This is a genomic window from Paenibacillus sp. RC334, assembly GCF_030034735.1.
In the GTDB taxonomy this organism is placed as follows: domain Bacteria; phylum Bacillota; class Bacilli; order Paenibacillales; family Paenibacillaceae; genus Paenibacillus; species Paenibacillus terrae_A.
On the sequence record NZ_CP125370.1, the window covers coordinates 2,532,296 to 2,548,887 of the forward strand.

1 protein-coding gene (cut by a window edge) is annotated in these 16,592 nt (G+C 51.9%); it reads left to right on the forward strand.

Annotated elements, in window-relative coordinates:
* Positions 1 to 16,592: the beginning of a non-ribosomal peptide synthase/polyketide synthase gene (locus QMK20_RS11905; protein ID WP_283655875.1), read on the forward strand. The gene runs 17,383 nt beyond the window's last position; 16,592 of the gene's 33,975 nt are visible here — the first part of the coding sequence; it begins with the start codon at positions 1 to 3; its stop codon lies beyond the right edge, outside the window.

Here is a 16,592-nt window from a genome sequence, read left to right on the forward strand (position 1 = left end):
ATGACTCAGCACGATATTCAATTGTTTGCATTAAGCCAGCCACAGCAACGTATTTGGTATACGGAGCTTTTGTATCCCAATCGCAACACGTCCACGCTTATTACAACTGTTAAAATCAAGGGAACTGTTCGCATAGATGCATTGCAGCAGGCGATGAATCAGGTGATTGCACAAAATGATTCCTTTCGCATTAAAATCACTGCTCAGGATGGTATTCCGTATCAATATGTAGAGCCATTTGCTGAACAAAGCATAGAAACGCTCCAGGTTAGCCTGGAGGAAGCCGAGCAACTGGTAAACCGTCTTAATTCCCAGCCCTTTTTATTGCTGGATTCACAGCTCTACCAATTGGTAATTTTGCAGCTGGGGGCAGAAGAAACCTGGTACAATTTCACAATGCACCATATTATTTCAGATGGTGTATCCATGAATCAGGCTATTAATGAAATTACGACGCATTACATGGATATTGTCCATGGTACAGGTCAGGCTACACCGACCAAAGCGAATCCATATCTGGATTTCATTCAGGTGGAGCAAAGCTATGAGCAATCTGACCGTTACCAGAAGGACAAGGCATATTGGACGGAAAAGTTTGCCGATTTGCCAGAGACGACAGGTTTGAAATCATACAATCCGCTAACGCTGAGCACAGCTGCACGCCGGGAGAGCTATACACTGGAGCCTGAATTGTATCGTGGTGTCACGGTTTTTTGCGAGGAGCATAAAATCAGTATTTTTACGTTCTTCCTGGCCGCCCTGTATATTTATTTACATAAAGTGACAGGGGAACAGGATTTAACCGTAGGTACCCTGTACGCTAACCGTACGTCGAAGAAGGAGAAGGATACAGTTGGCATGTTCGTCAGCACCGTGGCTACGCGTCTGCTGGTTGAGCCGGAATCCGAGCTGCTGACCTTCCTGCAAGGTGTGGGCAAGGAGCAGTCGTCCATTTTGCGGCATCAGCGTTACCCGTACAACAAAATTATTCAGGATTTGCGTGAACAGCAAAGCAGTCTGGATATTCAGCGCCTCTTTGGTGTTTCAATTCAGTATCGTACGCTGAGCTTTTCCCGTTTTGATGAAGCCGTTCAGCAGGTGGATACCGATTTCTGTGGAGATACGGTGAATGACTTTGATATTCATATGGTAGAAATGCTGGATGACGATAAGTTTATAATGCATTTGGATTATCGTACCGATCTGTTCAGCGAACAGGAGATTGCCCGAATTATCCGACAATTCCTGAGTGTGGCTGAGCATATGGTGAAGGGTCCGCAGAAGTGTATACAGGAGCTGTCACTGATTAGTGACGAGGAGCGGACGCAAATTGTGGATGTATTCAATGCTACAGCAGTGCCATATCCACATGATGCAGGGATTCATGAACTGTTCGAGCAACAGGCAGAGCATATGCAGGATCAGACTGCCGTTGTGTTTGGAAACCGTCGTCTAACCTATGGGCAGCTGAATGAACAGGCCAACCGACTGGCTCACACGCTGCGCGGTTACGGTGTTACTGTTGAGCGAACGGTAGGCATCGTCGCTGAGCGTTCCACAGATATGATCGTCGGCATGCTGGCAATCCTTAAGGCGGGCGGCGCATATGTGCCAATTGACCCGGATTATCCGGCAGAGCGTGTACGCTACCTGCTGGAGGATTCAGGTGCGAAGCTGCTGCTGGTGCAGCATGCGGAGCAGCAGCCAGAAGACTACAGCGGGATTGTGCTGGATCTGAGCGATGCTACTGTATACGGAGCAGAGGCTGACCAAGGCTTAAATACTGTACAATCGGAGCAAAACGAGGTTAATCATGCGAATTATACCCATTATACAAATCTGAAAAATGAGATTTCACAAACGGGTAAATTCGGGGATCGACTCGCCTATTTGATGTACACTTCGGGAACTACTGGGCAACCCAAAGGGGTTATGGTAGAGCACCGCAATGTCGTACGTCTGGTGAAAAATACAAACTATGCGCAACTGGATACTGATACGCGCATTTTGCAGACCGGGGCTGTTGTCTTCGACGCGTCCACCTTCGAAATTTGGGGTGCGCTATTGAATGGTGGACAGCTGGTGCTGGTGAGTCAGGATGTCATTTTGGACGCGCCGAAGCTCAAGGAAGCTGTTCGCAGCCATGGCATTACCACGATGTGGCTGACAGCGCCGCTCTTTAACCAGCTGTCCCAGCAGGACCTGGAACTGTTTGAGGGGGTACGGGAGCTGCTGGTCGGCGGTGATGTGCTGTCCGTCCCGCATATTAACCGGGTGCTGGAGGCTCATCCTTCCCTGCGGATTGTAAACGGCTATGGCCCGACGGAAAATACAACCTTCTCCACGACGCATGCCATTACCAGCGTGCAATCAGAATCCGTACCGATTGGTCGTCCGATTCACAACTCCACGGCGTATGTCGTAGACCGTTCGATGCGGCTCCAGCCTGTCGGGGCATGGGGAGAGCTGATCGTCGGCGGCGATGGGGTGGCACGTGGATACCGGAATCGCCCGGACCTGACGGCAGAAAAGTTCATCGACAGCCCATACCGCAGCGGAGAACGCTGCTATCGCACAGGCGACCTGGTGCGCTGGAATGCGGACGGGACGCTGGAATACAAGGGGCGGATCGACGCCCAGGTGAAAGTCCGGGGCTATCGGATCGAGCTGGGCGAGGTGGAAGCACAGCTGTTGAAGCTGGAAGCGGTGCGAGAAGCGGTGGTGATTGCACGTGAGGATGAGCAGGGGCAAAAGCAGCTCTGCGCTTATGTGGTGACCCATGAGGATGTAACGGCAAGTGAGTTGCGCAGCGCTTTGAGCCAGGAACTGCCGGGCTACATGGTGCCGTCGTATTTTGTGCAGCTGGAGCAATTGCCACTGACACCCAACGGCAAGGTGGATCGCCGGGCGTTGCCACAGCCGGAGGGAAGTGTGGATTCTGGCGAGGATTATGTAGCAGCGCGAACCGATGTGGAACGGACGTTGGTATCGGTATGGCAATCTGTACTAGGCATCGAGCATATCGGTGTACTGGATAACTTTTTCCATCTGGGAGGCGACTCGATCAAGGCCATTCAGGTGTCTTCAAGATTACTGCAAAACGGCTATAAACTGGAAATGAGGGAACTGTTCCAATATCCGACCATTGCTGAGCTGAATGGACGGGTGCAGCAGGTGAGCCGCGTCTCAGACCAAGGGGAAGTCACGGGTGCGGTAGCGTTGACGCCGATTCAGCATTGGTTTATTGAGCAGCAGCCAGCCAAGCCAGAACACTATAATCAGGCGTTGATGCTGCACCGTGAGGATCGTATGGACGAAACGGCGCTTCGTCAGGCACTGCAACGCATGGTTGAGCATCATGATGCCCTGCGTATCGTATTCCGCCAGAATGCAGATGGCGAGTACGAAGCATGGAACCGTGGCGTACAAGAAGGTGAGCTCTTCATCCTCGAAGTGGTTGATTTTACGAACGAACCTGATTTTGCACATGAGCTGGAAGCAAAAGCCAGCGAAATTCAAGGCAGCATCCGCCTGGATGAAGGCCCTCTGGTAAAGCTGGGTCTGTTCCGTTGCCCTGATGGAGATCATTTGCTAGTGGCGATCCACCATTTTGTGGTGGATGGTGTGTCTTGGCGTATTTTGCTGGAGGATTTGGCAACTGGATATGAGCAGGCTTTACAGGGCGAGTCTGTCCGTTTGCCAAATAAGACGGATTCCTTCCGCCTGTGGGCTGATCAGCTGTCAGCTTATGCGAACAGCACAGCATTGCAGGAGGAACGTGCGTACTGGCAAGAGCTGGAGCAAGCTGGGGCTACTCAAGCAGCTTTGCCCAGGGATTACACTCGCAAATCCGAGGCCAAGCCTCATCTCCGTGATGACCGCACACTCACGGTAGCGTGGACAGTCGAAGAAACAGAGCAATTTTTGAAGCAGGCACATCGTGCCTATAATACGGAAGCGAATGATCTATTGCTGACGGCTCTGGGAACCGCGGTTCACGAGTGGGCAGGCATCAGTCAGGTGCTTGTGAATCTGGAGGGTCACGGACGGGAAGCTATATTGCCAGACGTGGATATTACACGTACGGTCGGTTGGTTTACCAGCCAATTCCCAGTTATTCTGGATATGGGCGAGGATCGGAATGTGGGACGACGTGTCAAGGACGTCAAGGAAGGGCTGCGCCGTTTGCCGCATAAAGGAATTGGATACGGTATTTTGAGATATCTTTCTGCTACTGAAGAAGGGGAATCAGCTTTTGTTGTTGAGCCGGAAATTAGCTTTAACTATCTCGGACAATTCGATCAGGATTTGAAAAATAATGCATTCCGTATGTCTCCTTATTCCCTCGGGGCTTCCATTAGTGACACGTTGACCAAGCGGTATTCCCTTGATATCAACTGCATGATCACGGATGGTGCGCTGGAGCTGACGATCAGCTACAGCAGCAAAACGTTCATGAAAAAATCAATCAAAAGGCTAGCTGATTTGCTTCAGGAATGCTTGCGCCAGGTATTAGCTCATTGCGTGGACAAAGAGCTGCCAGAGCTGACACCAAGCGATCTGTCCTTCCAAGGACTAACGGCTGGAGAACTGGAGCACATTGTAGAGCAAACCGCTGCTGCGGGAGAGCTGGAAAATGTTTATTCGCTAACGCCGATGCAAAAGGGAATCCTGTTCCACGGCTTGATGGAGCCGCAATCCGGGGCGTATTTTGAGCAGGCAACATTTGATCTGCAGGGCAGCTTTCAAGTGGATGCTTTTTCCGAAAGCCTGAATCTGCTGGTGAATCGCCATCAAATTTTCAGAACGAATTTTTATAGCGGCTGGAATGAGCAGCCTTTACAGGTGGTGTATCGTCATAAAGCTGCCGGATTCCGTTTTGAAGACGTGCGTTCGATGGAGCAAGGAGAACTGGACGCGTACATTGCTGATTTTGCTGAGCGAGACAAAGCGGAAGGGTTTCATTTCAGCTCAGGCGAGCTGATGAGAGTTTCTATATTACGTACGGGCGAGGAGTCTTACCGCTTTGTGTGGAGCTTCCACCATATTTTGATGGACGGCTGGTGCTTGTTCCTGGTTGTCGGGGAAGCCTTCAATACGTATTTTGCATTGCTCGAAAACCGAAAGCCAGAGCTTGCCCCGGTAACGCCATATAGCGAATATATTGAATGGCTGGAACGGCAGGACAACGCGGAAGCAGAACGGTTCTGGAGTGACTATTTTGCCGGCTTTGAACAACAGACGGTGTTGCCGCAAGCGAAGCAGCTGGACGGTCGCGCCAAGGGATATGAGGCTGACAAGCTTTCGTTTACACTGAGCCGTGAAGTGACGGAGCGGATGAACAAGCTGGTCAAGCAGCAGCAGGTGACGGTCAATACGCTGCTGCAAGCGGCATGGGGTGTTGTGCTGCAACGATATAACAATAGTCGGGATGTTGTATTTGGTAGTGTTGTATCCGGTAGATCAGCGGATATTCCGGGCATCGATAAAATGATCGGTTTGTTCATTAATACGGTTCCTGTACGGATTCACAGCGGGGAAGATGTTACGTTCGCTGGGCTGATGAAGCAGACACAGGAGCAGGCGCTTGCTTCCCGTGCCTATGAAACCTATCCGTTGTATGAAATTCAGGCCCTGACAGAGCAGAAGCAGGATTTGGTAAACCATATTATGGTGTTTGAAAACTATCCGGTGGAACAGAGCATGGAGCAAATGGGTAGCCATGAAACGAACGGCTTTACCATTGCGAATGCTTCCGTGTCGGAGCAAACGAACTATGATTTCAACATTACCATTGTGCCGGGTGATGAAATCGGTGTTCATTTGGAATACAACGCGCTGGTGTTTGAACGCGCAGCTATGGAGCAAATCCGCGAGCATTTGCTGCATATCGTAGAGGAAGCGATTAACAGACCGAATGCGCTGGTAGATGAGCTTCAGCTGGTGACTGCTGAGGAAAAAGCGAAGATCATCGACGGTTTTGGTTCAGTTGGCGTGTATGCGTGGAGTGATGCGAAGGAAGTCGAATGGTTGTTCCACGCCTATGTGGAAGAACAGGCGCAGTTTGTGCCGGATCACGTGGCGGTTGTGTACGAGGAGAATCAGCTTACGTACCGCGAGCTGAACGAGCGTGCGAACCAGCTGGCTCGCAGACTGCGAAATGAAGGCATTGGACGCGAGTCGATTGTCGGTATCTTGAGCGAACGCTCGGTAGACATGCTGGTCGGCGTACTGGCGGTGTGGAAGGCTGGAGGCGCATATGTGCCGCTGGATGCAGACTATCCGTCAGAACGTATTCGTTTCATGCTGGAGGACAGCGGTGCTACGGTACTGTTGACCCAAACAGGCTTGCAGGAGCGTGCTCAGGTATGGCTGGAGGAAAACAAAGCAACGTCCGAACCAGCAACAGGACTGCGTTTGCAGACCGTACTGGCGTTGGACGATGAGTCGCTGTACACCGGGGATATCGCGGATATCGAGCATATCAACGAGCCGCAGGACCTGGCGTATGTGATCTACACCTCCGGTACAACGGGACGTCCGAAGGGAGTCATGATCGAGCATCGCAGCTTGGTGAATACGGCTGCGGCGTATCGCCGGGATTACCGTCTGAACCAGTTCCCGGTACGGCTGCTGCAATTGGCGAGCTTCTCCTTCGACGTATTCGTCGGGGATATCGCACGGGCGCTCTATAACGGCGGAACAATGGTCATTTGCCCGAAAGATGACCGGATTGATCCAAGCCGTCTGTATAGCTGGATTCGCAATTATCAGGTTACGGTGTTCGAATCGACACCAGCCCTGATCGTACCGTTCATGCAGCATGTGCATGAACAGGGACTGGACATGAGCAGTCTGGAACTGCTCATCACCAGCTCGGATAGCTGCAGCGTGACGGATTACCGGGTGCTGCAAGAACGATTTGGCGCAGATACTCGGATTATTAACAGCTACGGCGTAACGGAAGCGGCGATTGACTCCAGCTTCTATGACGAAGAGCTATCGAAGCTGCCGAGCAGCGGCAGTGTGCCGATTGGTCAGGCGTGGCTGAACGCCCGCTTTTATATCGTGGACAGTCAGCTGAATCCGGTGCCTGTCGGCGTACTGGGCGAGCTATGCATTGGCGGGGCCGGGGTAGCACGTGGATACCTGAACCGTGCCGACCTGACGGCCGAGAAATTCGTGGCGAATCCGTACGTGCCGGGTGAACGATTGTATCGCACCGGAGACCTGGCGCGGTGGATGCCGGACGGGAATGTGGACTTTATCGGCCGGATGGACTATCAAGTCAAAATCCGGGGCTACCGGATCGAGCTGGGCGAGATCGAAACGGCGATCCAGCGGGTGCCGGGTGTGCGTCAAGCGGTCGTGATCGACCGGACAGACGAGCGTGGGCACAAGTATTTGTGCGGCTATATCACAGGAGAAGCGGAGCTGCGGATCGAGGAGGTACAGGCCCAGCTGGAAGCAGGGCTGCCAGCGCACATGGTGCCAGCACGCTTGATGCGTCTGGAGACGATACCGCTGACGAGCAACGGCAAAATCGACCGCAAGGCCTTGCCAGAGCCGGAAGGCAGCATCCATACAGGTGCAGCCTATGTGGCACCGCGTACAACGGTAGAGCAAGTATTGGCTTCGGTATGGGCCGGGGTACTGGGCGTGGAAACGGTAGGCACGCAGGATAACTTCTTCGAGCTGGGCGGCGATTCGATCAAGGCCTTGCAGGTATCGTCCCGATTGCTGCAAGCAGGCTATCGACTGGACATGAAAGACCTGTTCAGCAATCCGACGGTAGCGTCCCTTAGTCCTTTGCTTCGCACAGATGGCAAAATCGCCAGTCAGGAAGAGGTAGTCGGTGAGGTAGAGTTGACACCAATTCAACGGTGGTTCTTTGAGCAGCAGCCGGTTGACCTGCACCACAGCAACCAGGCGATGATGCTGTATCGAGCTGGGCGCTTTGACGTAGATGCGCTGCGCCATACAATGGAACGCATGGTCCAGCATCATGACGCATTGCGTACTGTATTCCGCGAGACGGAGCATGGTTACGTAGCCTGGAACCGCAGTGTGGAGGAAGGCGAGCTATATACACTGGAAATTGTAGATTTCAGTGGGATTGAAGACGAATCCACAGCTGTGGAAGCCAAGGCGAATGAAATTCAAGCTGGCATTCATTTGAGCGAGGGACCGCTTGTGAAGCTTGGTTTGTTCCAATGCGCTCAGGGCGATCATTTGTTAATCGTCATTCACCATTTGGTTGTGGACGGTGTATCGTGGCGCATTCTGCTGGAGGATTTGGCAGCCGCTTATGAGCAGGCTGTTGCAGGTAAAACGGGCAAAGCTATTCGATTGCCGCTTAAAACAGATTCGTTCCAGACATGGGCCGAGCACCAGTCAGCCTATGCGAACAGTGCGACGATGGAGCGGGAGCTTGCTTACTGGCAGCATATTGAACAAGCAGAAGCAAGTCTGGCGAAGCCGTTGCCAAAGGATTATGACAACGATCATGCCTTGCTTGGAGACAGTGAGGTTGTCACCGTCCGCTGGACGAAGCAGGAAACCGATTTGTTGCTCAAGCAGGCTCACCGCGCGTATAGCACGGAAATGAATGACCTGTTGCTGGCTGCACTCGGTAAAGCCGTATATGACTGGTCCGGTTCTGAACGCGTGCTGGTCAACCTGGAGGGTCATGGACGGGAATCCATTTTATCTGATGTGGATATTACGCGCACGGTTGGCTGGTTTACGAGCCAATTCCCGGTTGTACTGGATGGAAGCATGGGACAAGGTGGAAATATCGCCCGTTTGATCAAACAGGTGAAGGAAGGGCTGCACCATATTCCGCAAAAAGGCATTGGCTATGGTATTTTGCGATACCTGTCAAATACGGAGGCTTTCGCGCGAGCAGGCGTACAGCTCCAGTTGACCCCAGAAATCAACTTTAACTATCTGGGCCAGTTTGATCAGGATTATAAAGGCAACGATCTGGAGCCTTCCTCTTATTCTATGGGTGTGCCTGTCAGCACAAACGCGGCTATGGATTTTGCGCTCGATATCAATGGAGTGATCGAGGACGGCGAGCTGATCTTTACTATTCGCTACGGCACAACGCAATTCCGTCATGAGACGATTGCCCGGCTTGGAGAGCTGCTGGCTTCGGGCTTGCGTGAGGTGATCAGCCATTGCGTCGCCCAGGAAAGAACGGTATTGACACCAAGTGATGTCCTGCTAGATAACGTAATGCTGGACGAGCTGGAGCAACTGGTGGAAGATACGCGAGATATGGGTGAACTGGAAAATGTGTATGCCTTAACGCCAATGCAAAAGGGGATGCTCTTCTTCAGCATGATGGACGAGGATTCGGCGGCTTATTTTGAGCAGGCCACCTTTGAGCTGAACGGACGTTTTGATGTGGTCACCTTCGGCAAAAGCCTGGATCTGCTTGTACAACGTCATGAGGCCCTACGGACGAACTTTATCAATTTATGGAAGGATGAGCCTGTACAGGTTGTCTTCCGCAACCGCAGCGGAGCATTGTACTACGAAGACTTGCGCGGACTGGAAAAAGAGGAGCGTGAAGCTCGGGTTGAGGCTTTTGTGCTTGCAGATAAAGCCAAAGGATTCCGTCTGGCAGAGGATGCACTCAATCGTATTTCCATTTTGCAAACGGGGGATGAAACGTACCACTTTGTTTGGAGCTTCCATCACATTTTGATGGATGGCTGGTGCTTGTCCTTTATGATACAGGAGGTATTTGGCAGCTATCAGGCATTTCGTGCGGGTCAGGAGCCGGTGCTTGAGCAGGTCACGCCATTCAGTCGTTTTATTGAATGGCTGGAGCGTCAGGATCGTGAAGCGGCCCTGCAATACTGGAGCGGGTATCTGGCAGACTATGAGCAGCAAATTATGCTTCCGCAGCAAAAAACACAGCCTAAATCCGCACAAGCCGGGGAATATGTCGGCGGAGAACTGGAATGCGAATTCCAGCCGGAACTGGTCGCTCAGATCAAACGGGTGGCGAAGCAAAATCAGGTGACCATCAATACATTGATTCAGACGGTATGGGGCGTGCTGCTGCAAAAATACAACAACAGTCCGGATGTTGTATTCGGTAGTGTTGTATCCGGCCGTCCAGCCGATATCATGGGTGTGGAGCGCATGATTGGGTTGTTCATAAATACGATTCCAGTGCGCATTCTGTCTGAAAAGGGTGAGGCCTTTGTCGAACTGATGAAACGAACACAGCGGCAGGCGCTGGCCTCTAATAGCTACGACGCATTTCCGTTGTATGAGATTCAGGCGCTGACCGGACAGAAGCAGGATTTGATCAACCATATTATGATATTTGAAAATTATCCGGTAGAGCAGCAGGTAGAGCAGTTGGGAAGTGGTGGTCACGATAAATTTACGATTTCGAACGTAGTGACTACAGAGGAAACCAACTATGATCTGAACGTAGCCGTTATGCCGGGAGAAGGTATGAAGATTCGTTTTATGTATAACGCACTCTGCTTTGATCAAATAGGCATTGAGCGTCTGCATGGACATTTTGTCCGTCTGCTGGAGCAAATTTCACTCCATCCGAACGTTCGCGTTGAAGAGCTGGAATTAGTCACAGCGGTGGAAAAACAACAGATTACAGAAGCGTTTAATGACACCGCTGCGGTATATCCGCACAATCAGACAATCCATGAGCTGTTTGAGGAGCAGGTGGAGCGTACGCCGGATCAAGTGGCATTGGTGTTTGAAAATCAGAGTCTGACTTATCGGGAGCTGAATGAACGGGCCAACTCCTTGGCACGAATGCTTCAAGCGCAGGGAGTAGGACCCGACAAGCTGGTTGGCCTGATGGTGGAGCGCTCAGTGGAAATGATCGCAGGGCTCCTTGCTGTTCTAAAAGCAGGCGGTGCTTATGTGCCGATTGATCCCGAATTTCCGTCATTTCGTATTGAATACATGCTGGAAGACAGTAAGGCCACAGTGCTTCTGACCAGTCGTGATCTAGTGGAAGAGCACCATTGCAACGCCAATACAATCTTCCTTGAGGATACAGAATTGTATCAGGGAGAGAGCGGCAATCTGGAGACGATTGCCCGCCCAGAGCATTTGGCTTACGTCATTTATACCTCTGGATCGACTGGAAATCCGAAAGGAGTTATGCTCCAGCATGGCTCGGTACTCAACTTTATTACAGGGATGCGCGAAATAATCGACTTTGAAGCGGGCAAAACCATTTTGTCACTCACGACAATTTCATTCGATATTTTCGTATTGGAAACCATCCTGCCACTGTTGGGTGGAATGACGGTGGTGCTTGGCGACAGCCAGCATCAGGTTGATCCTCAGGCGCTGGGTGAGTTGATCGTTCATCATCATGTTGATATGTTGCAAATGACACCATCCCGGGTGCAAATGCTGCTGGGTCATGAAGCAGGCTCCCATGCGCTGCAAAGTGTGAAGGAAATAATGGTCGGGGGTGAAGCACTTCCGTCCAAGCTGCTGGCAGCACTGCAAGAAATAAACGGTCTTCGCATTTATAACATGTACGGTCCTACAGAAACGACGGTGTGGTCGACAGTACAGGAACTGACTCATGCCAATCAAATTAATATTGGACGTCCTATCGCGAATACGGAAATGTATATCCTGAATGCGAATGATGGATTGCAGCCAATCGGTGTGCCGGGCGAGTTATGTATTGCAGGAGAAGGCTTGGCGCGTGGGTATTGGAATCGTGAAGAACTGACGGCCGAGAAATTTGTGATTAATCCGTTTACAGACGGGAAAGCAGGCTATGATCGGATGTACCGCACGGGCGATTTGGCGAGATGGATGCCGGACGGCAACATCGAATACTTGGGCCGGATTGACCATCAGGTGAAAATCCGGGGGTACCGGATTGAGCTGGGCGAGGTCGAATCGCAATTGCTGAAGGTGGAGTCGGTACGAGAAGCCATAGTCATGGCTCGTGCGGACGAAACAGGCCAATACCAACTGGTGGCATACTATATTGCGGAGCAAGAACTCGAATCCAGCGAGCTGAGAAGTGAACTGGGGCGGGAGCTGCCAAGCTATATGGTGCCTTCATACTTCATTCAGTTGGAGCAGATGCCACTGACACCGAACGGTAAAATCGACCGCAAGGCACTGCCGGCACCAGAAGGCAGCCTGCAAAGCGGAGCGGATTATGTAGAGCCGCGCACCGCGCCGGAACGGGTACTTGTAGCAGTCTGGCAGTCCGTCCTGGGCGTGCAAACCGTCGGTATTTTGGACAATTTCTTTGATCTGGGCGGCGATTCGATCAAGGCGATTCAAATCGTATCCCGTGCGTTCCAGGCAGGCTATAAGCTGAACATGAAGGACTTGTTCAGATATCCAAGCGTGAAGGAGCTGGCTCCGCATCTGCGTTTAGCGGGCAAGAGAACGGCCGAGCAAGGCGAAGTCACAGGGAAAGTGGTGCTGACGCCGATTCAATACTGGTTTGCGGAACAGGAGCAGGTGGACGCGCATCACTTTAATCAGGCGGTTATGCTGCACCGGGAGCAGGGCTTTGACGAATCCGCTCTGCGTCAGGCGCTCATCAAGCTGGCGGAGCACCACGATGCACTACGGATGGTGTTCAGCAAGACAGAGCAAGGCTATGAAGCATGGAACCGCGGATTGCAGGAAGGCGAGCTGTACCACCTGGACGTGCTGGACTTTAGGGATTTGACGGATGAAGCCGTGCTCAGCGCAGCGATTGAGGCGAAAGCCAGTGAAATTCAAAGCAGTATTCAACTGCATGAAGGGCTGCTGTTTAAAGCTGGTTTGTTCCACTGTGCAGATGGGGATCATTTGCTGATGGCGATTCACCATTTGGTGGTGGACGGGGTATCGTGGCGCATTTTGTTTGAGGATTTGGCTACAACCTATGAACAGGCAGTAAATGGAGAAGCACTCCAATTACCTGACAAAACGGATTCCTTCCATTCCTGGTCTGAACGACTGTCCACTTATGCGAATAGCCCGGCAATGGAAAGTGAACGCGCCTACTGGGAGCAATTGAATACATCCGCTTTGGTGGATCAAGCACGGTTGCCTGAGGATCAAGCGCAGGCTGGTCAATTTACCTTGGCTGACACGGATACAGTGGTCATCAAGCTTACGGAAGAAGAGACAGAACGGCTATTGAAGCAGGCGCACCGCGCATATAACACGGAAGTGAACGATCTGCTTCTGGCTGCATTGGGCATGATGCTGTACACATGGACGGGTCATGAACGCAGCCTGATCAATTTGGAGGGGCACGGACGTGAGGACATTTTGCCGGATACGGACATTTCACGTACTGTAGGCTGGTTTACGAGTCAATATCCGGTATTGCTGGACATCGGTCGTGATCATGATTTGTCGGGACGCATCAAACAGGTCAAAGAGAGCCTGCGTCAGATTCCGAATAAAGGAATTGGCTATGGTATTTGGAGACATCTGAGTGAAGCTGGCCAGGCAAATGGTCATCAAGAAGACGCTTTGCCTACGGGTCAAACAGATGGAGGCTACGCCGAGCCGCAAGTGAGCTTTAACTATCTCGGACAGTTTGATCAGGATTTGCAAAACAGCGATATTCGGATGTCTCCTTACCCAATTGGTTTGGCTGTTAGTGACCAGACGAAGATGAAATACGCGCTCGATGTGGGCGGGATCGTCACGAACGGCATACTGGAGCTGGATATTCGGTATAACGGCAAGGCCTTCCGCAAGGACACCATCCAAATGCTGGCTGACCTGCTGAAAGCCAACTTGCTTGAAATGATCGAGCATTGTGTCATACGGGAGCGGTCAGAATTGACTCCAAGCGATGTACTGTTAAAGGGTCTGACGCTGGAGCAATTAGACACGATTGTTGAGCAGACACAGACGGTTGGGGAATTGGAGAATGTGTATCCGTTAACGCCGATGCAAAAGGGTATGCTGTTCCATAGTCTGATGAACGCAGAATCAGGAGTGTATTTTGAACAGGCGACCTTTGATCTTGAGGGCCATTTTGAGCCGACCGTATTCGAGGAAAGCCTGAAGCTGCTGGTTAGCCGACATGCTATATTCCGGACGAATTTCTACAGCGGCTGGTATGGTCAACCGTTACAGGTCGTCTATCGTTATAAAAATCCGGGCTTCCGCTATGAGGATGTCAGAGGTCGTGAAGACGCTGTAGCTGAATTTGTGGCCCTGGATAAAGAGCAAAACTTTGATTTAGGCAAGGACGCGCTTATGCGCGTAATTGTCTTCCGCACGGGGGATAGCTCATACCGCTTTGTATGGAGCTTCCATCATATGGTGATGGACGGCTGGTGCCTGTCACTGGTGACGGACGAAGTGTTTGGTGCATATTTTGCCCTGCTGAAGCACAAACAGCCAGAGCTCGCACCTGTCAAGCCGTATAGTGAGTATATTGAATGGCTGGAACGGCAGGATACGCAGGAAGCGACCCGCTATTGGAGCGACTATTTGGCTGGCTTCGAGCAGCAGACCTTGCTGCCTGGCGAGCATGCACAGGTTTCCCTAATGGCACGGGTTGAAGATAAAGAAGGAAGCGGTACGGCTTCAAATTCCGGTTATGTTTCGGAAAAGCTGTCATTTGTACTAGGTAAAGAACGGAGCGCGGCGTTAAACCGCATTGCCAAGCAGCAGCAGGTAACGATTAATACATTGCTGCAAAGCGTTTGGGGCGTTATTTTACAAAAATACAATAATAATCAGGATGTCGTGTTTGGTAGTGTTGTATCTGGACGTCCGGCAGACATTCCGGGTGTGGAGGACATGATCGGTCTGTTCATCAATACGATTCCGGTTCGTATTAGCAGTGAGCAGAATGCCATGTTTGCTGAAATATTACAACGGACACAGGAGCAGGCTTTGGCGTCCAGTGCGTATGACACCTTCCCGTTGTATGACATGCAGGCGCTGACTGAACAAAAGCAAGACCTGATTAATCATATTATGATCTTTGAAAACTATCCGATCGGGCAGCAAATGAAGCAGGTGGGCAGTTCCAGCGAGACAGGCGATCAGACTGGCTTCTCTATTGCCAATGTGGCACTTGCAGAGCAAACCAACTACGATTTTAACCTGATTGTCGTGCCTGACGAGGATATCTCCATCCTGTTTGAATACAATGCTCTTGTGTATAACCGGTTTGCTATGGAGCGTATCCAAGGTCATATCGACCATGTCATCGGGCAAATCGTGAACAATCCGCATATCCGTGTGAATGAGCTGGAATTGGTAACACCGGAAGAACAAGCGCAGATTGTTCAGGTTTGGGGAGCTACGGCGGCAGCTTATCCGCAGGGTCAGACGTTAAGTGCGCTGTTCGAGGAACAGGCGGCACGAACACCGGATCAGGTGGCGGTGCTGTTTGGAGCAGAGACGTTGACCTACGGTGAACTGAACGAACGAGCCAATCGTCTCGCACGCACCCTACGTGCGGAAGGCGTTGAACCAGATCAGCCGGTGGGCATTCTGGTACACCGCTCGCTGGAAATGATCGTGGGCATCTATGCGATCCTCAAGGCAGGCGGCGCATATGTACCAATTGACCCGGAATATCCGGCGGACCGCATTCGCTTTATGCTGGAGGACTCGGGAGCGAAGCTGGTGCTGACGCAATCGCATTTGGCCGAGCAAGCGTCGCTGAGCTTCGACGGCAAGGTGCTGGTGCTGGATCGTCCGGTGCAGGGTGGCAAGGACATGTACCACGAAGACGGCTCGAATCTGGAGCCACTGGCTGGTCCGCGTCATGTAGCCTATGTCATCTACACCTCCGGCTCGACTGGAAAACCGAAGGGCGTTATGGTTGAACACCATTCCGTGCTGAACCGGATTTTGTGGATGCATGACCGTTACGGCTTGAGTGCGGAGGGTACGATCCTGCAAAAAACAGCCTTTACGTTCGACGTGTCGGTGTGGGAACTGTTCTGGTGGTCGATGGTCGGCTCGAAGGTGAGTCTGTTGTCGGTTGGCGGGGAAAAGAATCCGGAGGACATCGTAGACACGATTGCCCGTGATAGCGTAAGCACGATGCACTTTGTGCCTGCGATGCTGCATGCATTCCTGGAGTATGTGGAGCAGCAGCCGCAGGAAGTAATGCAAGCGAAGCTGGGAACGCTGCGCCATGTATTTGCCAGCGGAGAAGCGTTGCCGCCACAACATGTGGCGCGGTTCCAACGGCTCGTGTCAGGAATCGCTGGAGCGAAGCTGATCAACCTGTATGGCCCAACCGAAGCGACGGTGGACGTATCGTACTTTGATTGCGAGCCGACGGAGGAATATGCCGTTATTCCAATCGGAAAACCGATTCAGAACATCCGTCTGTACATCGTGAAGGAAGGCACGGAGCAATTGCAGCCGATTGGGGTAGCAGGGGAGCTGTGCATCGGCGGTGTAGGTGTAGCACGAGGCTATCTGAACCGTCCGGAGCTGACGGCAGAGAAATTCGTTGCCGATCCGTTTGCGGATGGCGAAGCAGGCTATGAGCGGATGTACCGCACGGGCGATTTGGCGAGATGGATGCCGGACGGCAACATCGAATATTTGGGCCGGATTGACCATCAGGT